The following is a 25,109-nucleotide window of genomic DNA, read 5'->3' on the forward strand; positions in this document are numbered from 1 at the left end:
GGCCACACCGTAGGACTCCTGCTCGGCGCGCAGGTGAACGGCGAGAATTTTTTCGATCCTCGTATCTCGACAGGCGTTCTCCTGACAACGCCGGGCCGCGGCGGCAAGGACATGACGCCTGAGAGTGCTGCGCGGTTTCCGTTCTTCGATGTAGACTTCTCGACGCTTTCGACACGCAGCTTGGTCGTTTGCGGTGACATGGACGATCCGCACTTCACAACTCGCGGGCCGCAATGGCACGCGGATGCGTTCCACGACGCGCCGGGTGCTTCTGCAATGGTAATGATGCATGGAGTCGGGCATGGTCTTGGTGGGATCGCAGCGCTCGACGCGAAGGAAACAGAGATCGAAGCACCGGACGTGCTGGAGGCGACACGGCGTCTGACGCTCGCCTGGCTTCACAGTGCGCTCGGCGCGGACGAAGGCGCTTGGCCGAGAGCGCGCCTGGCCCTTGAAAGGGAAGCCGCCCCGCTTGCGACGATCACGGAGAAGCAGCCCTGACCGCTGGGTAGATCTGCCCGATTGAAGCCACGAGATCGATAAATCGTTGAGCGCCTTGCGTCGGCGCTCAATCCAGTCTGCGGCAACCGCATGATGCGCGACACCTTTCTTATTGTTTGGGGCATGCCTAATTCTCGTCCTTCGTCCAGCAGACTTCAGACCTGCGCGCTCTATCCGCAATGACATTTGCTGCCCATAAAGGTTCGCATTGGAGTTTGCTGGCCGCAGCAGACAGAGATCTTTAAGACGCGGGCAAAGCAAATAGTAGGTCGAATGTTCAAACCCCTTCAAGGCGGTGAAAGTCGTTTGCATGCCCCTTGCGAACCTTCGGCGGATGCGGCACTGTTTATTGATCGGCTCCAATAGTACGATTTTACGTCTAGCCGGGGATGGGCGCACCTTTTAAAGCGAGCGAGCGGCCGGAACTTTCGGTCACCCGACGTATTTTGACGGCATGAAACTCAATATCGCAATCATAACGATCTCAGGCGCCGTGTTGGCTGCGTGCAGCCTAGTGGGGCCTTCGGGCAATCCGTCTGTACCTCAGCCAGTCAAATTGGTCGAAATCGACAGATATCTAGGTCACTGGTTCGAGTTGGCGCGCTATGAAAACCAGTTTGAGCGCGATTGCGAGGTGGTTGCTGCTGACTACTCACTTCGCAAAGACGGTATGGTCCGCGTGCTTAACACCTGCCGGGAAGGCGGAATAACGGGTAAGCGCAAAGAATCCGAAGGCAGAGCAAAAACTGTGCCGGGCAGCGGCAACGCCAAGTTAAAGGTGTCTTTCTTCGGCCCGTTCTACGGTGATTACTGGATCCTTGACCACGCCGCGGATTATTCTTGGTCGATAGTTGGCGAACCTTCCGGCCGATACTTGTGGATTTTGACGCGGGCGCCCAAACCCCCCAAAAAAACCCGCAACATGCTCGTCGAGAGGGCCAAGGCGCTCGGGTACGATGTCGACATGTTGCGGTGGACGCAGCATTAGACGCATTATGAATGCTCACCGCTTCGCCGTAGAAACTCCCTGCTGAAACCAGTAATCAGCTCGGCATAATCGGTGACATCCGGAAGTGCCCGATGGTATCTCACGTTCAGTTCAGCCTGTCACAGCACCCAGTCAGCATGGATCTCGCTCGATCAACTGAGTATCGCCGCTATCATGATTGCGGCGAAAGATAAAAACATAAAGCAGCCGACGATGATCGTGATGAGCGCTTGCGCTGAAATATAAGTGCCAGCAACACCTCCGATAACGCCAGGCCACCCGCTTTTGCCACTCTGACTGCGCACTGGATAACCGCATGCAGGGCAGGCAAACGCCTTGTCTGATACCCGGCCCTCGCATTCCGGACAAACAATAAGCGCCATATCAATTCCCTCCGATTACGAATTCAACACGACGGTTTTTCTGCCGCCCATTAGGATCGTCTGCGCCCGACGCCGTTTGGTTGGGGGCGACGGGGGACCGCTCACCCTTGCCCGCGGTGGTCATCTTCGAGGTGACGCCATTTTTTTCGAGCCAGGTCTTGACCGAATTTGCTCTACGGATTGAAAGCTCGTCGTTGTATTCATCGCTACCTTCTGAATCCGTGTGACCCGTAATTTCGACGCGACTGTCGTGCATTGTGATCAACACCTCCGACAGTTGGGAGAGTGTGGCTTCAGCGTCTGGTCGGATGTTGGATTTGTCAAAGTCGAACAAAACATCGCTCGGCAGGCTCACCAAAATGCGGCCATTCACCTGCTTTGCACCGAGTTCGACAAGCGTGTTCTCCGTCTTCATTCGCGTAGGGTCGTCCATGTCCTTCAAGCCAAAGGATGATGTCTCAGACGAGAAGGAGGCACCGCTTTGCTCGACACGCTCGTTGAAGGTAGAGGCCGCGAAGTCAACCTCGCGGAAAATCGAAAGCTGCTCAGTTGAAGGGGAATTGGTCGCTGTGATGGAATATTGCGATGCGGCAGCCGGACTTGTGAGTAGAATCGACAGGATAATTGCCCGGCTCATTGTCTGAGTTCCAAGGGCACCGTAACGCCAGGTGCACTCGTATCATCACCGGATTTGCCAGGATTGAAGACGAGCGATACCTTCTTCACATCGGGAGGAATAACGCCGGGAAAGACAAGGTCACCTTCCATGGTCTTTCCATTGGAAATGCGCATCCACTTGTTATCGGTAATCTGACGCATATGCAGCCGATCCTGCTCCCCTTCACCCCACGAAAGATAAGCGTTTTCGCCGTCGTTCATGTTGACAGAGAGCGTCTGATGACTGTCGAAACTTGCAAGTAACCGCACCTTCGTTGAGACGTCGCTGACAATGACGGTTTTGACCTGCACAGTAAGACCAACAGGGACGCTTACCTGTCCACCTGTCACAGTGTAGGTCTGATCTGCGGCGTGGGCGGCCCCTGCAGCAATCAGCGCCGAAACGAAAGCCAGTTTTCTCAACAAAAGTCCCCTCCGAGGTATTAACAGATATCAAAGCGAGCGATGCCTGCGACCATTAAAGGTCGCTGGAAAAGGCATTTCAATCTTTTATCGAAATATTTGTGGCAAAAAGTAAGCGCGCTCGAGAACACCGTTGGCCCAACGGCCGATACGCGGGAGCGATCTCTGAAGCTATCGCCACGACGGCGAGGCCCGTTGTTTGCCACTACTGACTCAACCCTCGCTCAAGAGCCTGCGCCACCGATAAAACAGATTGGTTGCGACGCCCTGCCGGCGAGCGGTTGACGGTACCGTCTCGTCTGGTTCAAAACGCTGCTCAATCATTGCCAGCTGTTGCTCGGTTGAGCAGCGCCTCCGGCGCACATCGCCCATAAGCAAGTTAACGTGTCGATACTCGTTAGACATCAGCCTATACCCAAGCATTCTGCTTATAACGACTTGCCCGGTCGAAATTGGGGGGCAGTTGAGGTGGAGTCGCCCCGTAAAAAACGGACACGATCAGGTTTCTGTTCGACGGTTTAGAACTCACGAGGCGAGCAATACCGGTGAAGCGTGTTGCAGGGAAGGGCTTAGGGCAAGGCTCCAGGCCGATATCGATGAGCAGCGATCTGGTGTCCTTTGCGATGAAGCAGGAACCGTTGTCCGTCAGCCAATCCATTGGCTTTGGAAGGGTATCAATGAGACCGAAACGGTTCTCGCAGCCGTAATGACAAGGTCTTGGCCGCCCTCCCTCTTGATGCCCTCGGTGGTCGCGACATGGGCGATAGCCTCGCGGTCACAGCAGTCGAGGTAAAGGCAACGCGCACCTTCTCCTTTTTTTCGCAGCCGATTTCAAACCCGTTTGAACACCAACGCAGATTGGATTGCCCGACAGCGACACGGCCGTCGTGGCCACGGATGTCGCTTGTGCCCGTATGGCGCTGAAGAAGCATGCCGCGGACCTTTCTCATCCGGTAGACGCGCTTCGCATTTGGCCATGGACGTTTTTCGCTGCTGGCTTTACGGTGCAGGGCGCGTGGACCCGGCGATATCCGTAGGTAGGTTGGCATGTTTCGATGATCGACTTGATCTCATCCACCAGCGGCGTCGCCTTAAACGGCTGGTCCTTCTGCCAAATGAAGTCGCCGTCATTGACCAAGTAACTCGTTCAGAACTTCAAGTGGATGAGGCGGGCGGATCGCGTCGATCGCCTCGGCTTGCGAGCGGCAAGAATATCCGGTCGCCATGACGACAGTGTCATCCGACGAGGCGGCGATCGGGCCGGCCCAGCTCATCGCATAGAGCTGTTCCGAGACGGCGCGGTTGCGGGTCTCGTGGCCGAAAGTTCCTGCCATGCCGCAGCACCCGGCCTGGATGGTTTCAAGCTTGATTTGGATAGCGTCGAAGACGGTTTTCCATTGCGCTGTCGAGGCCGGAGCGTTGCTGCGTTCCGTGCAATGCGGCAGCAGCTGAAACCGCTTGCCGGAGGGAAGCATGACGATCTTCGCCAGCCGCTCAAGATTGGAGGCCAGCCATTCCTGCGGCATTAGTACCGGTGCGGATAATGCAGAGCGGGAGAAAGCCTTGTATTCGCTGCGAAAGGCAAGCGTCATGGACGGATCGATGCCGACAAGGGTCACGCCGGTCTCGGTAAGCCGCTGGATAGAGTTCGTCGTTCTGAGGGCAGCCTTCTCGAACCGGCCGATATAGCCGTGAACATGCAACGCCTTGCCGTTGACATGCGATGCGGCAAGCAGCGGCGAAAGCCCCATCTTCTGCGCCAGCTTGATCGCGGCGATCACCACGTCAGGCTCGAAAGACGCCGTGAAGGCATCCGGCACGAAGACGACGATGGCCTGCCGCTCCGCGACGGAGAGCTTGGCAAGGGCCCGGGGATCCGCAGTGGCGATGCCGAGACGGCCTGCCGCCGTCTGCAACGAGGTTTTAGGCAGCAGCGGAAGCGATGTCAGGCCTGCAACCCGCATCAGGCGCTTGCCTAGTGCTGTCCCGGCGAGGAGATTGTAGAGCGGCCTTATCCTTCTCATCCACGGCAGAGTGGTCTCGATCGCCGAGACGAGTGGGTCCTTCAGCGGCCGTAGGTAGCGGCCATAGTTGAGCTCAAGGAACTTGGACCGGAACGCCGGGACGCTCACCTTCACGGGACATTGTCCGGCGCAGGCCTTGCAGGCGAGGCAGCTGTCCATCGCCTCGCGCACCTCATGGGAGAAGTCGATGCGGTTTTTAGGATTGAGGCTGTTAAAAAGGCGCGCTGGAAGACGGGCAAACGAGTTGCCGCTCCGCAGACGTTCCGCTTCCTTACGGGGATCAATACGCCGGTCGGCTAGCAGCCGCAGCCATTCCCGCATCAGCATGGCGCGGCCTTTCGGCGAATATCGCCGGTCGCGCGTTGCCTTGTAGGAGGGGCACATCGGGCACGTCTCGTCGAAATCGAAACAGGCGCCGTTGCCGTTACAATAGGCTGAGGCTGACGACATTGGCCTTCAACCAGGTTCCGAACGAGTTTCGGGAACTTGGAAGCGCAATCGGCGCCGATGCCCGCTCGATTTTGTGGAAAATAGAGATCCCCCTGGCAGAGCAGACGCTTCTCATCTGCCTCAACCAGTGCATCCTTTTGTCGCTTGCCATGGTCGTTCTGGCCGGTCTCGTCGGAGCAGGCGGCCTCGGTGCCGAAGTGACACGCGGTCTCACGCGGATGGAGATGGGGCTCGGCCTCCGCGCCGGCCTCGCCATCGTTGCCGTCGCGGTGCTGCTGGACCGTTTGAGCCGCCGCCTTCTCGACCGCGATGGCCGGCTGACTGGCGTTGCCCACTAGGACAGGCAGATGAGAAACAGCTTCTACTGTATTGACGCACATACTTGTGGCAACCCTGTTCGCCTTGTCGCCAGCGGCGCCCCGCTTCTTCCCCATCTCCTGATCGAAGAAAGGCGGGAAATCTTCGTGCGGGACCATGATTGGGTCCGCCGAGCATTGATGTTCGAGCCGCGTGGCCATGACATCATGTCCGGAGCCATCATCTATCCGGCGTTCCGTGACGATTGCGATTTTGCCGTCCTGTTCATCGAGGTCAGCGGCTGCCTGCCAATGTGCGGCGCTGGGATGATCGGCGTCGTGACATCGGCGGTCGAGGAGGGGCTGATCACGCCGCGCGTCCCTGGCCGGGTTGCGATTGAAACGCCTGCCGGGCGCGTCGATGTTACCTATCAGGAGTGCAACGGCTACGTGGATTCGGTGCGACTGCATAACGTTCCGAGCTATCTCCACGAGGCCGACGTCGTGGTTGACGTCCCCGGTATGGGGAGCCTCAAGGTTGACATCTCCTTTGGCCGAAACTTCTATGCCGTGATCGAGCCACAACAAGGCTGGGCCGGTCTCGACCAGATGAACGCATCCGACATCGTCACCTGCAGTCGGGCCCTGAGGTCGGCACTCGGCAAGGTCTGTGATCCCGTCCACCCAGACAATCCAGGAATTCGCGGCGTCCACCATGCCATCTGGTGCGACCATCCTGTCAACGACCATTCCGATGGCCGCTGCGCCGTCTTTTATGGGGAAAAGGCAATCGACCGCTCGCCGGGAGGGACCGGCACCTCCGCGCGCATGGCTCAACTCTACGGAAAAGGCCGCCTCGCTGCGGGCGCCGCCTACCGGCACGAAAGCCTGATCGGGACGATTTTTGAAGGCCGGGTTGAAGCAGAGGTCGATGTGGGACCTTTCCGAGGCATCCTTCCGAGTATAGGCGGCTGGGCCCGTGTCACCGGTCACAACACTATCCTCGTTGATGATCGCGATCTACTCGCTCACGGATTTCAGCTCGTGTGAAGCCGTGTCTCGTCATAGCCGGTGGCCGCGCATCCATGGGGTACTACTTTGCCTCGAATAAGAACGTACGATGTCAAAGACTCGGGTCAGCGAAAGCCTAACGGCGTCGACGTCATATCCCTCCGGGAGCCTGAATACGCGATCCGTCGAAAAAGCGCGAATATCGGTAAGGATTGGGATCGGAGATCGGCAAATCGCCCGTGATGATGTCGGCCGCCAAGTGGCCAGCCGCGGGCCCGAGACCGAAACCATGCCCACTCAGACCAGCCGCTATGAAGAAACCAGGCAAGGAGGGCGCTTGAGAAATCACGGGCATCGCATCTGGCATCGTGTCGATCCAGGCTCCCCAAGCCTGCGCGATTTCGACATTCTCAAGAGCTGGATAAATCGACTTTGCTTTTTCAAGGGTCAAACCGACCATCTTTTTGTTGGGGGCAGGGTCCAACACGCGTACACGTTCGAACGGGGAGATTGAATCAAAGCCCCAGCGCATCAGCGCTTCCGGGCCCTCAAAGAATGAACGGCCCAGCCGAACACGAAGGGCTTTCATATGTTTTCGGAACATGGGAACAAACTGCGTTGCATAGCGGAGGCCCTGCGGCGTGATTTCAACCGTTCCGCGTCCGCTGAGCGCCATGGTGTAACTTCCATCCAAGCGGCGTGTCAGGGTGACTTCGGGGTTGTAAAAGCCGCCCTCGACGACGTCCGCGGTGGGTTTGGTTCGAAGCGTCGTCTGGCGGACGCCAGCCTGGGGCAGGTCTATGCCGTGCCGCCGGCAGAACATTGAAGCCCAGGCGCCACCGGCACACAGGACCATGTCGGCGCGGATCAGACCTTTTTCCGTAATAACCCCCGATACCCTCCCGCCGCTGATATCAAGGCCACGTGCGGCGCAGTCTTGAAGGATAACCGCGCCGTTCTTGCGAGCGCCGTGTGCCAGGATCGGGGCGGCGCGGGAGGGCTCCGCTTTGCCATCGGTCGGCGAATAAACGCCGCCAATCCAATCCCTGGTACTGCCGGGGGTCATTTCTTTTGCCTGTTTCGCTGTAAGCATATGGGTTTCGAAGTCGAACTGGCGCGCCACGTTCCTCCATCGCTCCCATTGCTCAACGTCGGCAGATCGGGTTGACGCATAGATCAGCCCGTTGCGCCGAAAGCCCAGATCCTCGCCAATCTCTTCACCAAGACGGTCCCAAAGCTGCATCCCTTTCATCGCAAGCGGAAGCTCACGAGCGTCGCGGTTCTGTTGTCTGCACCAGCCCCAGTTGCGGCCGGACTGTTCACCACCGATCCAGCCTTTTTCGACCAGCGCAATCCTGTAGTTCCGTTTGGACAGGAAGTAGGCGGCTGCACTCCCGACAATACCGCCGCCAATCACGACGATATCGACCTTTTCGGGAAGCTTTTCGTCACTCTGGATCCGATGGACGATGGGGCTCATGGTTGAATTCTCCAACTCATTCTCAGGTCAGGCGACATTGAGGTCTCTAGCCTCGGCACGGGTCTCGGTGGCAGTGGCGCCATTTCATTCTCCGTCTCGCTGTCGCAGCGTCCCCTGACACTCCGTTCCGACAGGACAGGCGAAAGTAGTTCAACAAAGGTGTGAGGCCGGATTGCAGCCACCAGATACTGAAGGAAACAGGGCAGGGATTTGAGCGTCGGTTACGGCTTTCATCTTCCTACACTAGCCGGATTGGTGTTCAGATGCTATTTAACGGCTTTGTATATTGCGTTAAGTTGCTACTTCATGATTACATCAACCGACCTCGAATTTTTTTGCATCGTCAGTACCGCACCGTCACTGGCAGCAGCGGCCAGGGCGCTTGACGTGACGCCGTCTGCGGTAACGCAGCGATTACAACAACTCGAACAGCGGCTGGGCGTTCGGCTGCTGGAGCGCACCAGTCGCCGGCTGCACCTCACCGCAGAAGGTCAACTCCTTGCGCGACGCGGCGTTGAAATCCTGACTAACATAGAGATGATGACGGAGGAGCTGCTGGAGCGCCGACAGGTTGTAACGGGGAATTTGCGGGTGGCCGCGCCCTTCGGGTTTGGCAGGCTCTATATTGCACCCGCGATGGCGGCGCTACGGCAGCAGCATCCTGAGGTAAAGCTCACCCTGTCGCTGTTCGAAGATCCGGTAAGCCTGCGCAGCGATGCCTGGAATGTGCTAATTCATGTGGGCCCTCTAACGGACTCCAGCCTTATCGTTCATCGACTTGCCCCGAACCGCCGTATCCTTTGTGCCGCGCCATCCTATCTCGAACGTAATGGAGTGCCCGAGCGGCCTGAAGCATTGAGCAACCATGCATGCGCCGTCATTCGGGAGGACCACGCCGACGTCACCTTGTGGCGCTTCAGCCATCGAGACCAACCGCCCCTGACCCTGCGTATTCAGCCGGCGATGAGCAGTAATGACGGCGCGGTTATCAAGCACTGGGGTCTGGCCGGGCTTGGAATCATCATCCGTTCAGAATGGGACGTCGCCGAAGATTTGCGCGCCGGCCGTCTCGTTCCGCTCCTGACGGACTGGCAGTTGCCCGATGCCGATGTCGTCGCCCTGCTCGATAGCCGTGACGGGCGGGTCGCGCGCACGGCCCGGTTCCTGGAAATTTTGAAGCAGCAGTTTCAACCTGTGCCCTGGCGGACTTCGCATAACGGCGCGCCCGCCAACTTGCCAAGTGAAGAAAAACGACCCGACGCGTCAATGCGCTGAGGCGAAACGTCAGACACCGCGCGGCGGAAGTACCGCGCGGTGTCTGACAGTGATTGACCTGATTTCAAAGGCGTCGGCGCAAATTATGCGGCCAATCAATCAACCGACAGGGTGGGGGTGAGCGTGTAGTAGTTCAGCGGGTGGGTTCTATAGTTTTTAATCTTCGGATTGTAGGCATCGTAGGCGGTCTCGTTGACAAGGAAAACCGTTACGGCCTCGTCTTGAATGGTCTGTGCGACCTCGCGGTAGAGCGCCGCACGCGCAGATGGATCTGCCAATTTGTACATTTCTTTCAATTTGGCATCCGTCGCAGGCGAGCAATAGTGAGACATGTTGTAGCTGCCGTCACAGCTGTAGTCTGCGTTCAGGTAACTCGCCGGTTCCGCTGCATCGACAAGGTAACCGCGGGACAGGAGCATCATATCGTAATTGCCGGAAAGTACATCGCGCTCGACCGCGTTATATTCGGCGGCCTTTATTCTGATCTGAATTCCAAGAGCGCCCAGTTGCTCCTGAATGACTGCCGCGACATCCTTGAACTCGGTACGGCTGGTGTAGGCGATGAGTTCGAGCTTGAGTGTCTCAGGTTTGACGCCGGCCTCTTCAAAAAGCGCCTTGGCTTTTTCCAGGTCGTAAGGAAGACTGGTTTCTTTCAACGCCCAGGGGTCGCTTGGCACGAACGGTCCGATGGCGGGTTTCACAGCACCTTCGTAAATGGCGTCAGCGATGCCCGCCGTATCGATGGCTGCCTGGATTGCCTGACGGACCTTGAGGTTGTCGAAGGGAGCCCTCTTGTTGTTCATCAACATCATGGTAATGCGCGGTGCGTTCAACGCTTCGATCTTGATGCCGGGCGTATCCTTCAGGCTGCCGACAACAAGCGGTGGGACAAGACGGATAAGGTCTGCCTCACCGGTTCTGATTTGTAGTGCGCGACTGTTTGCATCGGGGATGAACTTGATTTCTGCACCATCGAGTTTGGGTTTTCCGCCCCAGTAGTCATCGTTGCGCTTGACGACCATTCCCTGCCTCGGATCGACCTCGGTGATGATAAAGGGACCGGTGCAAGTTCCCATCGGATTTACTTTGCCGTCTTTGTAACCGGCCGGCGAAAGGATCGATGTCGCCGCGCTTGCCATTTGCAAGGGAACCATCACTGACGGTTCGTGCGTTGTCACGCGAACGACATTGTCACTGACCGGTTCTACCGATTTGATCTGCTTGGGCGAAAACGCGCGAGCGGGAACGGAGGCGGTCAAGAGATTGTTGAGAGCGTTGGCCACGTTCGCAGCATTGAGCGGCTGGCCGTCCTGAAATTTCACGTTCGCTCGCAACGTAAAATCCCAGGATGTGGGGGTCGTCTGCGCCCAGGATGTCGAAAGCGATGGCTGCAACTTGTTTTCATAGTCTGTACTGGTCAGCCCCTCAAAGCAACCTGCGCGCGTGCCAAGATTGGAATCGTCGGAGGACATCAGCCAGTCCGTTCGGACATTCCAGTAATCGACGATACGGATTGTATTGGGATCGGCGCTGTTCGCGGTTCCGCCCAATGTTGTCGCTCCAAAAAGGGCGATGGCCAAGATATTGATGTACTTGTTTCGAGTTCTCATTATTTCGTTCCCTTTTTTCATTATGCTGGTGAATTCACGCGTGCGTACGAAAATGGCCGGAGCTGCACTTGCAGATCTCTGATCCGGAATGTCCCTGCGGCAGGGCAGAAAATGGATTGCGTCTGGCAATAATGTCTCGATGAGTAATCGAGAGACTTCAAACTATCTCGTCCGTCATTAAGTCGCTATTTAGCAGGGTTGCACCTTGCATTAAGCCTGATCTGGATGATTGCGCTTCGGTTTGGCTGGAGCTTTTCAATTAAGGTACTTAATGATGGCATCATGAGGCGTGTGCGCGTGCGCGACGGGTTGAAGAGTTGCTGCCGTGACCGAGCGACGGACCGGGAAAATCTGGAATGGCTATACAATCACGACAGGTCGAGGCGTTTCGCGCCGTCATGCTAACGGGCAGCATGACCGCTGCAGCCGAGATGCTCGGCATCACGCAGCCGGCCATAAGCCGCCTGATCCGGGATTTTGAAGTCCAGTTAGCGTTGCGTCTCTTTGAAAGAAAAGGATATCAGTCCGTCCCGACGCCAGATGCCATCACCCTGTTTGAAGAGGTCAAGCGGTCATTTGTCGGTCTAGCGCGCATTTCGGATATGGCCCGGGCCATAAAAGCGAATTTGGCCGGCACTCTACGTATAGCCGCCATGCCCGTGCTGATGAGCGGCGCTCTGCCGCGTTTCGTGGCCGGCTTCATGCGCGACAGGCCAAACCTTCACATTTCGCTTGCAGGTCCGCCGTCACATCTTGTGCTTGAAGCAGTAACTTCCGGACAGGCCGATCTCGGCTATGCAGAGGGTCCGTTTGATCAGCCCGGTTTTGATATCGAAATCATGAAGGTCGGGGCGGTCGTGATTATGCCAGCGCACCACCGGCTGGCCAGCCGGACCGTGGTTGACGCAGTCGATCTTGCCGGCGAGCCCATCGTCGGCACGGGCATGCACACTCTTTATCGGTCATGGGTTGATGCCGCTCTCGCCAATGTCCCGCATCGAATTGTCGTCGAGGCGTCGCTATCCCAGATCGCCTGTCTGCTGGTCAGCGAGGGGGTCGGGCTCAGCGTTGTCAGTCCTTATGCTGCAGAGGAGTTTCTCGGCCGTGGCCTTGTTGCGAAGACGTTTACACCCCGCATTGAGGCCGGCTTCATCTCGGTCCGTTCACGACAACGTCCGATGTCCGCCCTCGCCAGCGCCTTCCATGCGGAGTTTTTAGCACATGCCCGTCGATGGGGCTCCTAAGCCCCGAATTTGGACCGGAGAAATATAATACCTTGTCATAAATGCATGTTGATTCGAGCGTTGACGTTATGACTCTGGAGTGGGAGCTTCCAAGCCTTGTCGTAGCCTGGATCAGAAAATGCGTGAGCCGGATGTCTTAGTCGTTGGGGGCGGTCTTGTAGGGGCGTGTATCGCGTGGGGTCTGGCCAGGAAGGGCTTGCGTGTCACGGTTCTGGATGAGGGCGATATTGCCTTTCGCGCAGCACGGGCAAACTTCGGCCATGTCTGGGTTCACGGCAAAGGCATCGGCAAGCCGGAATATTCAAACTGGACCCAAGCCTCGGCTCTACTATGGCCGGAACTCTCTGACGAATTGAAGCGCGAAACGGGCGTGGATCCGGGCTTTACCCGGCCAGGAGGCTTTTACCTTTGCCTGTCGCAAACCGAATTGCAGCGTCGGGTCAATGCAATGACGATGCTACAGGAACAGCCGGGTATCGAGCTCTATCCCTACGAGATACTGGATCATCGACAAACAGAGGCTCAACTGCCCGGCATTGGGGGCGATGTGGTGGGGTCAAGCTATTGCTCTCTGGATGGCCATACCAATCCACTTCGCCTTTATCGTGCCCTGCACACAGCTTTTCGCAATCTCGGTGGGACGTATCTGCCCAATTGTCACGTTGATCGGATCATCTGCGAGAAAAATGCATTCACGGTCGTCGGTCCCTGGGGATCAATAAGCGCAGGGCGCGTCGTTCTTGCTGCCGGCCTTGGCAACACCCGCCTGGCGCCCATGGTCGCCCTTAGCGTCCCGCTTGTACCAAGCCGCGGCCAGATCATCGTGACAGAGAAAACCATTCCGTTTCTCCACTATCCGGTCGCCAATATCCGCCAAACCGATGAAGGCGGTGTGATCATCGGCGAAAGCAAGGAAGCGACCATGGATCATTTACAGCCCCGCACTGCCATCAGCGCCGTGCTGGCGGAAAGAGCGACGAGGATGTTTCCCATACTCGGCGAACTTGATGTCGTGAGAGTATGGGCAGCATTCAGGGTTATCACATCAGACGGTTTCCCGATCTATGAACAGTCGAGCCGATATCCCGGCGCCTTTGCGGTGTCATGTCATTCCGGCGTAACACTCGCCGCCGGACACGCCTATACCATCGCGGGCCACATTGCGCTTGGCGCATTTCCCTCCGCACTCTCCCTTTTTTCCTCGGAGCGCTTCGATGTTTCGGCGACTGCCTGATCAGGAAGGCGAAGCTGTCGCCTTCACCTTCGATGGACGACCGCTGACCGCGCTGCGTGGCGACAGCCTCGCTGCAGCTCTCGTCGCATCCGACATCGCGCACTTTCGGACCACGCCCGTTTCGGGAGTAGAGCGCGGACCGTACTGCATGATGGGCGTTTGCTTCGAATGCCTGGTGAGTATCAATGGCAGAAGCAACCGACAGGCCTGCCTGGTCACGGTTGAGGAAGGCATGCGTGTCGAAACGCAACGGGGAAAAGCTGTGTATCCGGAAAGGAAAGATACATGAGCGTGTGCCATTTGACCCGTGTTGGAAGTTTTGAGGAGGTCTATGATCTCCTGATCGTCGGCGCTGGACCGGCGGGATTGAGCGCAGCCATTACCGCCTCTGAACTCGGTCTCAAAGTGCTGCTATGCGATGAAAATGCCAGCCCTGGCGGTCAGATTTACCGCGGCGTCACGGAAGCAAGTTCGGCACAGAAGGCCCGTCTCGGTCGGGATTATGCTGCAGGCGCAAAACTAGTCGCCCGTTTCCTCGGGTCTTCCTCCTCCTATGCCCCGCGGACAGCAGTCTGGAGCGTGCTCCCGCTCGGGGCCGGTGCAAGAGAAGGAAATGGTCTGGAGGTTGGCATATCGCTTGATGGCGCCGCTCGCCTCATCATGGTCCAAAATGTTATTCTGGCGACCGGGGCTCTTGAACGTCCGTTTCCGATTCCGGGCTGGACGCTGCCTGGCGTTATGACAGCGGGCGCGGCTCAGATCGCGCTCAAAACCTCAGGGCTTGTGCCAAACGGACGGACCATCCTCGCCGGAACGGGTCCGCTTCTTTATCTTCTTGCTTCCCAGTTGATCGATGCAGGGGCACCCATTGCCACGTTGATCGATACCACGCCGGCAGGCAATCGCAGACGTGCCCTTTCATATGTCATCGATTTCGCGAGATCACCCTATGGCATGAAGGGCTTGAGGCTTTTCTCAAAGGTTCATCGACATGTTCGTGTCATTCATGGCGCGCATACACTCGCGGCGCGGGGACGCGACCGTCTGGATGAGGTGGTGATCACTCATCCAGGAGGGACGGAACGCCTTGCGGTTGATCTTCTCCTGTTGCACCAAGGCGTTGTTCCCAATCTCAATCTGTCGCTGGCGACAGGCTGCAATTATGGCTGGGATGAAACGCCGGCGACGTTTACCCCGGATATTGACGAATGGCGCATGACATCGATTCCGGGAGTTTTCATTGCCGGGGATGCAGGCGGGATTGTTGGTGCCGTGGCCTCGGCGTCACAGGGTGAAATAGCGGGGCTGTCGGTCGCTACGCGCATGGGCCGCCTCACAGAGGCACAGCGTGATGCACTTGCAGTGCCTGTAAGAGCAAGGCTTAAGAATGCACTTCGCGGCCGTGCGTTCATCGACACGCTTTTCAGGCCCGCCAAAGCTTTTCGCATTCCTGTGCATTCTGACACAATCGTGTGTCGGTGCGAAGAAGTCACGGCCGGCGGTATCCGTGACGCTGCATCTTTGGGCGTGGTAGGCCCCAATCAGATGAAGGCGTTCCTGCGCTGCGGAATGGGACCCTGTCAGGGCCGTCTCTGTGGTTTGACTGTTACGGAAATCCTTGCCGAGGAGCACGGAATTTCTCCGGCCGATGTGGGTTACTACAGGCTGCGGGCTCCTGTTAAGCCTGTAGCTCTGAAGGAACTGGCGGCGCTGCCGAAGACGGACGCCGCGGTGATGGCAGTGACGGGGTTCGTGGAAAAGCAGGGGTGAGCGCCATTGCTGAGTTCAACTGCGCGCACCCGGCGTTCCTGTATGCGATCCCCATCTCTCAGTAAATGACTGAGAGCCTCTACGGATAAAAACCCAGGATCGACTTGATCTCCAGATAATCTTCCATGCCTTCTATGCCATACTCCCGACCGTTCCCGGATTGTTTGTACCCGCCGAACGGCGCGTTGGGATCCCATGCCGGATAGTTGAGGTGCACCTGCCCGGATCGGATTTGGGCCGCCACAGTTCGCACGGTATCGGGATCCGATCCTTGTACATGGGCTCCGAGGCCATAAACGGTGTTGTTCGCAATTTCGATCGCCTCATCAATCGTGTCGTAAGGAATGATGGACAGGACCGGCCCGAAAATTTCCTGTTGGGCTATCTCCATTTCAGGATTCACATCCGAAAAAATCGTGGGTCGGACATAATAGCCGACTTCTAACCCATCGGGCCGCCCAGTCCCTCCTGCCACCAGTTTGGCACCTTCTGCAATGCCGACGGATATCATGTGCTGAACTCGATCAAACTGGGGACGATTGGCGACGGGACCATGTGTGCTCCGTTCCGACATCGGGTCGCCAACAACAACTTCAAGAGCTGCCGTTGATGCTAGTTTTTCGATATGCTCCTGCTGTGACCTCGGCACGATCATGCGTGTGGGCGCGCTGCATGACTGTCCCAGGTTCCTGAAGGCTGCAGCAACTCCAAGTGCGACAGCACGAGGCATCTCGGCGTCCGGGAGGATGATGTTCGGCGATTTCCCACCGAGTTCCTGCGCCACCCGTTTGACTGTCGGCGCAGCCGCCTGCGCAACGAGAACTCCCGCCCGCGTCGATCCCGTGATGGAAATCATGTCGACGTCGCGATGTGCCGACAGACTGGCGCCAACGACGGGGCCAGTGCCGTTGACCAGATTAAAGACGCCAGGCGGGAAACCCGAATCCTCAATCATTTCCGCAAACAGCAGGGCACTCAACGGAGACAGTTCACTTGGCTTCAGAACCACCGTGCATCCCGCTGCCAAGGCCGGGCCGACCTTGGCTGTTATCTGGTACAACGGCCAGTTCCAAGGCGTGATCAGGCCACAGACCCCGATAGGTTCGCGGGCAATCGCCGTGCTTCCCCGCTGAGATGTAAACGGGTAGGTTCTCGCATTTTCGCGGGCCACGCGGATATGTTCAGCGGCAAGCGGCACCTGCGTGTTTCGCGCGTAATTGATCGCGGCGCCCATCTCCATCGTCAACGCATGCGCTATCAAGTCTAATCGCTGATGGATCAGGACGTAGAGGTTGTCCAGAAGCGTCGCCCGGTCTGCCGGGCTGGTCCGCGCCCAACCCGGAAAGGCACGTCTCGCCGCTGACACTGCGTGTTCGACGTCCTCCTCGTTACCAAGTGGGATGTCGGCGAACTCACGTTCTGTCGCGGGATTGACGATGGATGCCCTGTCTCGGCCACGGGGATCGATCCATCTCCCGTCGATGTAGAACTCGTGCAGCCGTCCGGATTGTTTCAGGTGGGCTAGAGGTGAGTTCACGGCGTATTCCTTTCTGGAGACCGGGAGGCATGCGTGTCTCCGCCCCGTTTTGCGAGCAGGTGACGCGCGATGTAGAGGTCCTGCAACGACAAGCCGGAACTGTCGAAAATGGTGATCGCATCTGCCGAAGCGCGCCCTGGGCGTCGGCCGAGGAGGACATCACCCAGCGCCGTGATGTCCAGACCTGGAGCGGCATGCTGAAACTCACCAACGCTCCGAGCCTGTTCCGGCAGATCGCAGAACATGGCGCTACGCGCGAGCAGCGCGGGCGGCAACTCCTGTTTGCCGCGGGCATCCGATCCCATGCTGGAGATATGTGTTCCCGGACGGACCCAATCTGCCTCGAACAGCGGTGTCCGAGACGGGGTCGCGGTGACAATAATATCTGCTGCCTCACAGGCCTTTTGAGGAGAGGCGATCTCGGCGTTCAGGCCCTCTTGACGCAACGTGGTTCGCATATCTTCAGCTTGTTCGTTGTTTCGTGCAGCGATTATGACACGACGGAGCGATCGTACTCGTGCCAATGCCCTGCATTCATAGCGCGCTTGATGGCCCGCGCCGAAGATCGCAAGTGTTTCTGCATTCGGCCGCGCCAGCAAATCGGCAGCAACAGCATCGGCGGCCGCGGTGCGGTAAGCGTTCACTGTGCCTGCCTCCATCGCCACCTCGATCCGTCCGGTGTTCTGGTCGAACAACAGGATGAGCGAATTGTGCCGCGCAAGACCATTGTCTCTGTTGCCGGGCCAGTAAGAGCCGACTTTCAACCCGGCCAATTCGGAGGTTGCCGATGCCTTGACCGAAAATCGGTTCTGGGGCGAAGACCCGTGGCCGAGAACAACCGGAAAAGTCACGGTGCCTTCCTCACAGGCGGCGATAAGGGCTTCTTTTGCGGCATCAAAAGCCAAATCATGTGTGACGAGATTTGCGGATTCCATTTCGGAGACTAGCAGCATGGTTTTCTCCCTCACCATCCGCTGAAGCGCGGCCAATGGGCAAGCGGTGCGGCACTGTCGACCGGCAACACTTCATAGCCCGAGAATTGTGCACCGGTGGCGCAGGCATGATTGGGTAAAATGCGAAGCTGGCTCCCAAGCGCAAGATCGGGCAAACGAGCAAAACTGCCAGGCCTTAAACCCACGATGCCGTGCTCCTGGTTCGCCGCCTTGACGATGAGGTCGTCGAGCACGCGCCCCTGAATATCGCAAACGACACCATATCCCTGATCCACCACTTGGCTCGCAGTGCCCCGGTCACGCGATAGCGCCATCCAGCCGGCATCCACGATGATCCAGCCGCGCTCCTTCTGATGTCCTATCACGGTGGTCAGCACAGAAAGTGCAATGTCGTCCAATGTGCACACCCCGATGCCAGCCATGACGAGATCGAAGAAGGCATAGACACCGGCCCGGACTTCCGTAACGCCCGTCAGGTCACGCGCGAAATGGGCTGTCGGCGTTGACCCAACACTCACCGTTCGGCACGGCAGCCCCGCAGCTCGCAATGCCTCCGCTGCGGTGACGGCAGCCAGTCGTTCAACCTCGGCGAAGGCCGCTAATGCCTCGGCACCCACCGCGCCATAGCTTTCGCCTGCGTGGGTGACGACCCCGCGTAACTCCGCACCACCTTCGTGCAGGATGCGGCCGGTGGTGATCAATGCCGGATCATCGGGCCTTAGGCCAGAGCGATGCCCATCCGCATCGATTTCGATCAGCACTGGGATGACATCGTTGGCCTGTTGGCATGCTTTAACGACGTCCCGTGCCTGTTCGGGCGTATCCAGCACCACGGACAGGTCGCAACCACCGGCGCGGATCGCTAGCACCCGATCCATCTTCTGGGCCACAATACCCACGGCGTAGAGAATATCGCTGACGCCTGCAGCCGCGAAGATCTCTGCTTCTTTCAAGGTCGAAACAGTTGCGGGACCGTTTCCCCCCGGCAGAATGCGCCGGGCGGCATCGATGGATTTTACCGTTTTGAGGTGGGGCCGTATCGGGACATCGAGACTGTCAAGATGGCGTCCTAAGCGGGCGACGTTCCGCAACATACGGGCTTCGTCCAGAATAAGGGCCGGGGTGGGAATCGAGCTAATGGGGTCGGTTTTGCTCATGGTCTTCGATCCTTCCAAGTGAAGGCAACGTACCCGATCCACCATTCACTATCTATTTAACGAATTTACATGTTGCATTAAGGCAGATCTTATCATTCGCATCTCAAGCGAGAGCAGGTCGCAGGCTTCGCTCGGAAATCAGGATTTTTGTCTCGAAGCACAGGCCAAGCTGCAAGGGGCGTAAGATGCCTCTCAAAGCAACGTCTTCGAAGCCCACCTCAGTTCACACTCAACGATGGCTTCGCTTCAGAGGTCACCCAGCATGAAGTTCCGCGGCTATGGCCAAAGCATGTTAGCGCAAGCATGCAGTTTAAGGTCACAGGCAGCACGGTCCTCTTTGCTGGCACGTTAAAATCCGTGTTTCTTCGGCCGTGGTTCGGTCAGCAGGTAGACCGGGATCGCGAAGTCGAGCGACATGGCTAGGCCAAGCGAAAACGATGTGTTCTTGATCTGCGTTCTTTTACCCATTCTACAGTCTGAGCGTTGGCGTCTGCGTTGGTACTTTGGGAAAAGTTCGGCGGTCCAGCCGGGTTCAAGGCTCGCACGGGCAAGTGATTCTGCCCACGGTCCGCCGCGTCGTCATCGGAAAAAGCCATACGCGTCTGGCAAGGCCTAATCGAAGGCCAGCGGATCAAGGCCGTGGCGGCGAGCAACATCCGGGATCACGGCCGCCGGCGGCTCGCTTACGCCATGCCCAAGCAAGAAGCGGATGCCCGCGCCGCGCAACTCGTCGATGAAGGCCCCGACGCGTGCGTCGTCTGGAGGCATTCCGAGCCGGGCTGCCACTTCGCGACAGAGGCCGGCTGCATGGGCGGCGACAGCACGCTTCAGGTCACTCTCCTCATCAACCTCCAGCACGATTGATAGGAAGAAGCGCATCCGCTCCGGCGCGAAGAACAGTGAGGACAGCATGGCGCCCAGAGTAGGCTCAGTGCCGCCGTTGCGCTCCGCGGCCCGCGCGTGTGAAGCTTCCAGAAGAGCGACGTAGAGATCAGCCTTTCGCGGGAAATAATAGGTGAGATGCGACTGTCTCAACCCGGCGATCTTTGCGATTCTCGGCTGAGTGAGGGCCTTCATCCCGTCGCTCTCGATGATGTCGAGCGACGTGTTGAGAATGAGTTCTCTTTTGTCTTTGTGAGAAGCGTCCACAATGTCTCTCCGGCCCGGCGGTTCAGCCGTTGTTCTAGTCGTCGCGTCGTCGTTCTGCAACGACACCGGTATAGCTGGCCGCCTGAAAAAACGTTTCGCCACACGTGAAGCCGGTATGGGCAAGTAGGTCGGCCAGCCTCTTGCGAGGAATGCGATGCCATTCCTTGTCCATCCGCTGGCAGATGGCATCCACACCCTCTGAGGCATGTCCGCGGCCCTCCAGCCAGCGGCGCAGTACGCGGTCGTCAGCCTCGGGCGAGGGATCGAGAAGAAGAAGTGGGGCACCGGGGATGAGACGTCGTGCTATTCCGCCAAGAAAGGACGCCTTTGCACCATCATCCGGCAGGAAATGCAGCACCAGAGAGGCCGTGGCTGCGTCATGCCTGACTTGAGGCGCATCCTTAAGGAAGCCATGGATGAATTCGGTACGGTGGTCGATGCCGGCGTGTTGCAGACGCCGGCGTGCCTTCGCCAGCATGGCGGCAGAAGGTTCGACAGCCGTAAAGCAGGCCTGCGGAAAAACGCTTGCCAGCGCCAGGATTTCAGAGCCGGTGCCGCAACCGGGCACAAGGATCGTACCTTGCGGATCGATGCGTCCGAAGAGCGTGCAGCCGAAAAGAGCAAGTGCCAGCGCGTAGCCTGGAACGAGGTTTTCGATGCGTTCGTCGTAGTCGACAGCAGCGTGGTCGGGAAAGACGGTCATGATTTCTCCCTTACTCCGAGGCCGATGATGAGTGCGGCAAGCATAAGGATGACAGACGCTGCACCCGGCGCCAGCGGCGACAATCGATGAAGTGCTGCGCCCGCTACCGGGCCAGCCGCCATGGCGAGTCCCTGCGCGACGGCGTTGACGCCCGCTGCACGACCTTGCGCATTCATACCTGCCTTGATGCTGATGAGGGCTAGATTGCCCGGAAGAAGAATGCCAAGTGCGCCGCCCAGGACGAGCAGCGACGCGAATAGCGCGGCCGGGGTGGTTGCCAACGTTACGCCTGCCAACGACAGAACGCCGGCTGCAGCCCCGATCCGGATCAGATGATGCGGCGGCCGCCTCAACTTGCCAATGCCGAAGGTCTGGGTCAGCGCCATGACGATGGCCGCACCCATAAGGGCTGCGCCGCCACTCGAGATCGCATCTGGCCGCGACAGGTCCATGCTGTCCTCAAGTCTCAGCGCCGTGACGTGCTGCATGATTGCGTAGACGCAAACGCCGATCAAGGTGATGGCAAGGCCAGGAGCGATACGCCGCATATCAAGGTGCGGATACGACAGTGACTGCGCCATCGCCGACGTGGTTCGGTCGGTAACCTTCGCGAAAACAAGGCCGAACCCGAAGAGAACAAGCGTTGCCAAACTGACGAGCGCCACGAGCGGATGAGTTCCGCCGACAACGAACGCGAGGCCCGCGCCGAGAATGCCACCGATACCGTAGGAAGCGCCGAGCAGGCCCATGCCTTCAGCGCGGTTTTCGGGCGCAGTTCGGTCGGCCATCCACGCCTGCGCCGCGGGTAGCAGGCCGGCCGATAGCATCGACTGGGCTGCCCGCGCAGCAAACAGAAGGATAAGCGCGGGGATGCGGTCAAGCGCTTCGTCTATTCTGAACGAGATAACGATCGCTATAAGGAGCGGGCCGAGCGCCGCACCGGCGAGACCGATCAGCAGAACGGGTTTCCGGCCGGCTCTTTCACTGATCTTTCCCCAGGCTGGGGCGAAGAGGACGAGAAAGAGCGCGGCGCTGCTGAGCAGCAAACCAGTTTCGAGTGCATCGAAGCCGAGATCCCGTCCCAGTGACGGTAGGAGGACGAGCAGAAAGGCTTGCGCCGCGGCATTGGCGGCGAGCGCGGCAAGCAAAGGCAGCACCTCCAGACGGAAACTTTTCTTCGTTCTCATCAAAACTTCACCCGCGCGCTGAGCGAAAGGGTACGCCCTTCGCCCGCGATGCCTGCGAAAACAGGCGAGCCAGTGGTATTTGTGCCGGCCTGAAAGGCGGAGGTCACGTATTTCTCGTCGAAGATGTTTTCGACGGCGGCCGAGATCTGCCAATGCTCGCCCTGCCAGCCGGCGCGCAGATTGGCGATGTCGTAGCTGTCAAGCGCCCGGCTGTTGGCGGGGTCGATCGCGCGGCTGCCCGTGTAGCTCCATTCACTGCGCAGATACACCTCTCCAGACTGCGCGCCCAGGCTCAGCGCACGGCGATACTCCGCGTGCAGCATGGTTGTGAAGGTGGGAGCATAGGGCACATCGTTGCCCCTGATGAGGGCGTTGCCGCCGGTTATCTCGGCATTGAGCAGAGAAACACTTCCGCCGAGACTGACAGCCTCTGTGGGCCGGACTATGGCTTCCAGTTCCGCGCCATAACTGCGCGTGTCGGCGTTCTCCACGGAGAAGCGGCCGAACACGGGGTTGAAGGTGAAGAGCTGTTCGTTCTTCGTGTCGTTATAGAAGACGGAGGTTGATAGATCGAGCCAACCGCCGAGATCGCCAGCCTTGAGGCCCGCTTCATAGGACCATGTTTCGGCACTGTCGAAGGGGCTGAGCGGCAAACCGAGCGACGCGAACTGGTTGTAGAACAGATATCCCCCGGTCTTCTCCCCGCGCGCGATGGTTGCGAAAGCGGTGACTTCGTCCATTACTGCGTAGGTCAGCCCGGTGCGGCCGGTCGGGAAGAGGTAATCCTCTCTGCCGCCTTCGGCGAAACGGGCAAGGGCGCCTTTACGGCCGAGAAAAACTCCGTCAAATGTCTTCTGCTCATAGGTCAGGCGCAGACCGCCGATCCAGTTCATGCGCTCGGTAATGGGTACGGTTACTTCGCCGAAGGCGGCGAGATTGGTTGTGTCGATCTGACTCTGATAGGTGCCATTGTCGATGGCAAGGCTGGTGATGTCCGTGGTGGAATCGAAATACGAGTAAAGGCCGCTCACTCCGGCGACCCAGCGGGTGCCGCCATCCGTTTCCCCGTCCAGCCGGAATTCTTGGTTGAACTGCCTGCTGCGTTCATCGATACGGCGCACGTTCAGGCCCGGCGTCTGCAGCATGAAGCCCGGAGCACCCGTTTGGGCGCTTCCCAGAAAACCGTCGACGATGTCGGCGTCCAGTTGCGTATCATAATACGAGTACCCTGAGAGAACGGTAAAATGCGCCTCTTCCAGGTCACGCTCATATTTGGCCGAGAAGGTCGCCGTCTGACCTTCCAGTTCGGGAAGCGGGTTGAACGCGTTGCGCGGAAAACCCGGATCATCAAGCCAGACCCCGGTGCTTGGGTTTTGCCGGTCGCGGCTCAAGGTTCCATTAAGCGTGAGTGTTCCCAGATCATCGAAATTGAAGAGAAGCTTACTGGAAAGTGAACCATAGGTTCGGGCGCGCAGGACGTCTTGCGAAGACGACACGATGCCTGGCGCGGACCAGAGGATATTGGCGAGATCTCCGTCGAAATCCCTCAGCCGCCCGGAGAGCCGTCCCGAGATCATGTCGTTGATCGGGCCTTCGACGGTAGCGTCGATTTCCTTACGACCGTTCGATCCGTAAAGGACGCCGGCATTGCCGCCGAAGGTGTCCGCGGGGTCGGCGGTGACGATGTTGACGGCGCCAGCCTGGGAGTTCAGCCCGAAATGAGTGCCTTGTGGTCCGCGCAAAACCTCGATCCGCTCGACGTAGCCGAAAGGCATGTCGAACATGCGAGCAGGCACGGGAACGCCGTCGATGTAGTAATTCACTGAGGGCGAGATCAACGCCGATGATGAGCCAATCCCGCGAATGTTGACGAGATTAGAGAAGGGCAGACCGGTATCAGCATGGTTGAAACCCGGAACGCCGCGCGCCAGCGCCTGCGTGTCGCCGACATCCTGCTCGCGCAGCGCTTCGCCCCGCCGGGGTGACACGGAGAATGGCACGTCCTTGGCCTCTTCTTCGATGTTGCGCGCGGTGACAGTAATAGGTTCCAGAAGAGTTGTGCCTGTTTCCGGCACAGGCTGAGCGTTTGCCCTATCTGCCTGGCTAACGAAGGCGATGCATTGGAGTGCCGCTCCCAGGATGATCCACTGCGCTCGGCTGCGAGATTGATGTTCGTCCCGACTATGCACATTTTTCTCCAAAATTGGTTGGTTACCAGTCAAATCGCATAATCAAGTTCGTTGATATTGGCAATAGGTGAGATCAAGATTCCACTTTATGCCTCGCCATCGAAAAGGCACTCCTTGAGAGACTTAGAGCGGTGAGTCTCCGGATTTCTACCAAGAGTTGGCTTATAGAATTGGGAACAGGAAGGGAGAAAGCGGTCGCCAACGTGTTCGCAAGCAATCCTCTGCCAGTGGCGATCCCCTGCCATCGCGCAACAGAGAGCGACGGCTCCGCCTTCCGCTACACTTGGGGGATTGATCGTGAATATGAGTTCCTAAGGAGGGAACGAGTCGTGGTTGCGGACCGCTAGTCGCTTCTACTGACGGCGGGTCGACAAGCCAGCCGGGGCCGCATCCGTAATAATCGAAAGCAGCGCGGCAAGTTTGGACTTCCTGCGAGCCACGTCGGCCAAAGTGTACCGGTCGAATACGCCTACAAACGCCGCCGTCGCCTCTTTGAGAACGACGGGAAGGCCGCACGCAGGCGCGATGATGCATCCATCGCAGACGAAGAGGTCTGTCAGCTTCTCGGTGTGGCGGAGGATCGATCCGAGGTTGATCTGGTCAGCGGGCCGCGCTAGTCGAATGCCGCCCTTTCGACCTCGGACCGCCTCGATGAAGCCCGCGCTGGCAAGATCCTGGACGACTTTCATCAGGTGATTCTGGGATATGTCGTAGATGGCTGCAACCTGCCTGATTGACGTCAGGTCATCATCTTTGGCCGCAAGATGAATCATCACGCGCATCGCGTAGTCGCTGTAGAGCGAGAGCTTCAAAAAAGATTTCGTCACGGTCGATCCGTGCACCCCATTCGATTAGTGCAGAAGCGCAAGCGGCGCTGTCTCGCCTGTT

General features: G+C 58.3%; 21 protein-coding genes and 5 pseudogenes. 10 read left to right on the forward strand and 16 right to left on the reverse strand.

Annotated features, from left to right (window positions below; all coding sequences use genetic code 11):
- Together ACUTJJ_RS09710 and ACUTJJ_RS09715 are read left to right on the forward strand one after the other, a co-directional pair.
- Positions 1 to 501, forward strand: a pseudogene (locus ACUTJJ_RS09710) (alpha/beta hydrolase family protein); the annotation flags it as partial.
- Between the two features lie 454 nt (positions 502 to 955).
- Positions 956 to 1,489, forward strand: a complete 534-nt coding sequence (locus ACUTJJ_RS09715; RefSeq protein ID WP_445542008.1) for a lipocalin family protein — start codon at positions 956 to 958, stop codon at positions 1,487 to 1,489.
- Positions 1,490 to 1,641: 152 nt separating this feature from the next.
- On the opposite strand, the gene ACUTJJ_RS09720 is transcribed toward ACUTJJ_RS09715, so the two are convergent.
- From ACUTJJ_RS09720 to ACUTJJ_RS09745, 6 genes and pseudogenes are all read right to left on the reverse strand, one after another.
- Positions 1,642 to 1,872: a hypothetical protein gene (locus tag ACUTJJ_RS09720; protein ID WP_209090404.1), complete on the reverse strand. Its 231-nt coding sequence runs from the start codon at positions 1,870 to 1,872 to the stop codon at positions 1,642 to 1,644.
- 1 nt (position 1,873) lies between these two features.
- Entirely contained in the window at positions 1,874 to 2,509 is a 636-nt protein-coding gene (locus tag ACUTJJ_RS09725; RefSeq protein WP_445542009.1) for an OmpA family protein, read from the reverse strand.
- Positions 2,506 to 2,952, reverse strand: coding sequence for a hypothetical protein (locus ACUTJJ_RS09730; protein WP_445542010.1), 447 nt, complete (start codon positions 2,950 to 2,952; stop codon positions 2,506 to 2,508). Before ACUTJJ_RS09730 ends, ACUTJJ_RS09725 begins: the two co-directional genes overlap by 4 nt.
- 216 nt (positions 2,953 to 3,168) lie before the next feature.
- Positions 3,169 to 3,357 (reverse strand): annotated as a pseudogene (locus tag ACUTJJ_RS09735) (transposase); the annotation flags it as partial.
- Between the two features lie 130 nt (positions 3,358 to 3,487).
- A pseudogene (locus ACUTJJ_RS09740) lies at positions 3,488 to 4,051 on the reverse strand (DDE-type integrase/transposase/recombinase); the annotation flags it as partial.
- Positions 4,052 to 4,079: 28 nt separating this feature from the next.
- A pseudogene (locus ACUTJJ_RS09745) lies at positions 4,080 to 5,414 on the reverse strand ((Fe-S)-binding protein); the annotation flags it as partial.
- Here ACUTJJ_RS09745 and ACUTJJ_RS09750 point away from each other — a divergent pair.
- Positions 5,411 to 5,764 (forward strand): annotated as a pseudogene (locus ACUTJJ_RS09750) (ABC transporter permease subunit); the annotation flags it as partial. The pseudogenes ACUTJJ_RS09745 and ACUTJJ_RS09750 overlap by 4 nt on opposite strands.
- A gap of 9 nt (positions 5,765 to 5,773) precedes the next feature.
- Positions 5,774 to 6,772: a 4-hydroxyproline epimerase gene (locus ACUTJJ_RS09755; protein WP_445542011.1), complete on the forward strand. Its 999-nt coding sequence runs from the start codon at positions 5,774 to 5,776 to the stop codon at positions 6,770 to 6,772.
- 112 nt (positions 6,773 to 6,884) lie between these two features.
- On the opposite strand, the gene ACUTJJ_RS09760 is transcribed toward ACUTJJ_RS09755, so the two are convergent.
- Positions 6,885 to 8,213, reverse strand: a complete 1,329-nt coding sequence (locus ACUTJJ_RS09760) for an NAD(P)/FAD-dependent oxidoreductase (RefSeq protein WP_445542012.1) — start codon at positions 8,211 to 8,213, stop codon at positions 6,885 to 6,887.
- 306 nt (positions 8,214 to 8,519) lie between these two features.
- On the opposite strand from ACUTJJ_RS09760, the gene ACUTJJ_RS09765 reads away from it, so the two are divergent.
- Complete coding sequence (locus tag ACUTJJ_RS09765; protein ID WP_063947654.1) at positions 8,520 to 9,488, forward strand: LysR family transcriptional regulator; 969 nt, start codon at positions 8,520 to 8,522, stop codon at positions 9,486 to 9,488.
- A 95-nt stretch (positions 9,489 to 9,583) separates the two neighbouring features.
- Here the strand turns inward: ACUTJJ_RS09765 and ACUTJJ_RS09770 are convergent, their stop codons facing one another.
- Entirely contained in the window at positions 9,584 to 11,098 is a 1,515-nt protein-coding gene (locus ACUTJJ_RS09770; RefSeq protein ID WP_209090399.1) for an ABC transporter substrate-binding protein, read from the reverse strand.
- Between the two features lie 356 nt (positions 11,099 to 11,454).
- Between ACUTJJ_RS09770 and ACUTJJ_RS09775 the strand changes: the two genes are divergently transcribed.
- The 4 genes from ACUTJJ_RS09775 to ACUTJJ_RS09790 all read left to right on the forward strand — a co-directional run bounded on the left by ACUTJJ_RS09775 (position 11,455) and on the right by ACUTJJ_RS09790 (position 15,346).
- Positions 11,455 to 12,342: a LysR family transcriptional regulator gene (locus ACUTJJ_RS09775; RefSeq protein ID WP_273545425.1), complete on the forward strand. Its 888-nt coding sequence runs from the start codon at positions 11,455 to 11,457 to the stop codon at positions 12,340 to 12,342.
- A 118-nt stretch (positions 12,343 to 12,460) separates the two neighbouring features.
- Positions 12,461 to 13,576 (forward strand): NAD(P)/FAD-dependent oxidoreductase, encoded by a 1,116-nt coding sequence (locus ACUTJJ_RS09780; protein ID WP_063947507.1) that lies wholly within the window; start codon positions 12,461 to 12,463, stop codon positions 13,574 to 13,576.
- Positions 13,557 to 13,865: a (2Fe-2S)-binding protein gene (locus ACUTJJ_RS09785; protein ID WP_063947505.1), complete on the forward strand. Its 309-nt coding sequence runs from the start codon at positions 13,557 to 13,559 to the stop codon at positions 13,863 to 13,865. Before ACUTJJ_RS09780 ends, ACUTJJ_RS09785 begins: the two co-directional genes overlap by 20 nt.
- Complete coding sequence (locus tag ACUTJJ_RS09790; protein ID WP_209090397.1) at positions 13,862 to 15,346, forward strand: NAD(P)/FAD-dependent oxidoreductase; 1,485 nt, start codon at positions 13,862 to 13,864, stop codon at positions 15,344 to 15,346. Before ACUTJJ_RS09785 ends, ACUTJJ_RS09790 begins: the two co-directional genes overlap by 4 nt.
- A gap of 79 nt (positions 15,347 to 15,425) precedes the next feature.
- On the opposite strand, the gene ACUTJJ_RS09795 is transcribed toward ACUTJJ_RS09790, so the two are convergent.
- From ACUTJJ_RS09795 to ACUTJJ_RS09825, 7 genes are all read right to left on the reverse strand, one after another.
- A complete protein-coding gene (locus tag ACUTJJ_RS09795; RefSeq protein WP_063947501.1) occupies positions 15,426 to 16,883 on the reverse strand; it encodes an aldehyde dehydrogenase family protein in 1,458 nt (485 codons plus the stop codon).
- Positions 16,880 to 17,836 carry an ornithine cyclodeaminase family protein gene (locus ACUTJJ_RS09800; protein WP_063947499.1) on the reverse strand — a complete coding sequence of 319 codons (957 nt, stop codon included), beginning with the start codon at positions 17,834 to 17,836 and terminating at the stop codon, positions 16,880 to 16,882. The genes ACUTJJ_RS09795 and ACUTJJ_RS09800 overlap by 4 nt, the downstream gene beginning before the upstream one ends.
- Before the next feature lie 11 nt (positions 17,837 to 17,847).
- Positions 17,848 to 18,993 carry a DSD1 family PLP-dependent enzyme gene (locus tag ACUTJJ_RS09805; RefSeq protein WP_209090396.1) on the reverse strand — a complete coding sequence of 382 codons (1,146 nt, stop codon included), beginning with the start codon at positions 18,991 to 18,993 and terminating at the stop codon, positions 17,848 to 17,850.
- Between the two features lie 612 nt (positions 18,994 to 19,605).
- Positions 19,606 to 20,142, reverse strand: a complete 537-nt coding sequence (locus tag ACUTJJ_RS09810) for a TetR family transcriptional regulator (protein WP_063947495.1) — start codon at positions 20,140 to 20,142, stop codon at positions 19,606 to 19,608.
- A 34-nt stretch (positions 20,143 to 20,176) separates the two neighbouring features.
- The gene (locus ACUTJJ_RS09815; RefSeq protein WP_063947493.1) at positions 20,177 to 20,845 is read right to left on the reverse strand and encodes a class I SAM-dependent methyltransferase; all 669 of its coding nucleotides are present in this window, start codon (positions 20,843 to 20,845) and stop codon (positions 20,177 to 20,179) included.
- On the reverse strand, positions 20,842 to 22,032 hold the full coding sequence (locus ACUTJJ_RS09820) for an MFS transporter (RefSeq protein WP_445542013.1): 1,191 nt from the start codon (positions 22,030 to 22,032) through the stop codon (positions 20,842 to 20,844). Before ACUTJJ_RS09820 ends, ACUTJJ_RS09815 begins: the two co-directional genes overlap by 4 nt.
- Positions 22,032 to 24,221: a TonB-dependent receptor gene (locus ACUTJJ_RS09825; RefSeq protein ID WP_445542014.1), complete on the reverse strand. Its 2,190-nt coding sequence runs from the start codon at positions 24,219 to 24,221 to the stop codon at positions 22,032 to 22,034. Before ACUTJJ_RS09825 ends, ACUTJJ_RS09820 begins: the two co-directional genes overlap by 1 nt.
- Positions 24,222 to 24,352: 131 nt before the next feature.
- Between ACUTJJ_RS09825 and ACUTJJ_RS09830 the strand changes: the two genes are divergently transcribed.
- Positions 24,353 to 24,568 (forward strand): MGMT family protein, encoded by a 216-nt coding sequence (locus ACUTJJ_RS09830; RefSeq protein WP_209090391.1) that lies wholly within the window; start codon positions 24,353 to 24,355, stop codon positions 24,566 to 24,568.
- 6 nt (positions 24,569 to 24,574) lie between these two features.
- Here ACUTJJ_RS09830 and ACUTJJ_RS09835 read toward each other — a convergent pair whose 3' ends face one another.
- Complete coding sequence (locus ACUTJJ_RS09835; RefSeq protein WP_063947488.1) at positions 24,575 to 25,033, reverse strand: RrF2 family transcriptional regulator; 459 nt, start codon at positions 25,031 to 25,033, stop codon at positions 24,575 to 24,577.
- Positions 25,034 to 25,109 lie beyond the last annotated feature (76 nt).

The organism is Agrobacterium sp. DKPNP3, assembly GCF_052686535.1.

Coding starts and splice junctions, on each gene's coding strand:
- ACUTJJ_RS09715 (WP_445542008.1), top strand. CDS start 956: ATGAAACTCAATATCGCAATCATAACGATCTCAGGCGCCGTGTTGGCT.
- ACUTJJ_RS09720 (WP_209090404.1), bottom strand. CDS start 1,872: ATGGCGCTTATTGTTTGTCCGGAATGCGAGGGCCGGGTATCAGACAAG.
- ACUTJJ_RS09725 (WP_445542009.1), bottom strand. CDS start 2,509: ATGAGCCGGGCAATTATCCTGTCGATTCTACTCACAAGTCCGGCTGCC.
- ACUTJJ_RS09755 (WP_445542011.1), top strand. CDS start 5,774: ATGAGAAACAGCTTCTACTGTATTGACGCACATACTTGTGGCAACCCT.
- ACUTJJ_RS09760 (WP_445542012.1), bottom strand. CDS start 8,213: ATGAGCCCCATCGTCCATCGGATCCAGAGTGACGAAAAGCTTCCCGAA.
- ACUTJJ_RS09765 (WP_063947654.1), top strand. CDS start 8,520: ATGATTACATCAACCGACCTCGAATTTTTTTGCATCGTCAGTACCGCA.
- ACUTJJ_RS09770 (WP_209090399.1), bottom strand. CDS start 11,098: ATGAGAACTCGAAACAAGTACATCAATATCTTGGCCATCGCCCTTTTT.
- ACUTJJ_RS09775 (WP_273545425.1), top strand. CDS start 11,455: ATGGCTATACAATCACGACAGGTCGAGGCGTTTCGCGCCGTCATGCTA.
- ACUTJJ_RS09780 (WP_063947507.1), top strand. CDS start 12,461: ATGCGTGAGCCGGATGTCTTAGTCGTTGGGGGCGGTCTTGTAGGGGCG.
- ACUTJJ_RS09785 (WP_063947505.1), top strand. CDS start 13,557: ATGTTTCGGCGACTGCCTGATCAGGAAGGCGAAGCTGTCGCCTTCACC.
- ACUTJJ_RS09790 (WP_209090397.1), top strand. CDS start 13,862: ATGAGCGTGTGCCATTTGACCCGTGTTGGAAGTTTTGAGGAGGTCTAT.
- ACUTJJ_RS09800 (WP_063947499.1), bottom strand. CDS start 17,836: ATGCTGCTAGTCTCCGAAATGGAATCCGCAAATCTCGTCACACATGAT.
- ACUTJJ_RS09805 (WP_209090396.1), bottom strand. CDS start 18,993: ATGAGCAAAACCGACCCCATTAGCTCGATTCCCACCCCGGCCCTTATT.
- ACUTJJ_RS09815 (WP_063947493.1), bottom strand. CDS start 20,845: ATGACCGTCTTTCCCGACCACGCTGCTGTCGACTACGACGAACGCATC.
- ACUTJJ_RS09820 (WP_445542013.1), bottom strand. CDS start 22,032: ATGAGAACGAAGAAAAGTTTCCGTCTGGAGGTGCTGCCTTTGCTTGCC.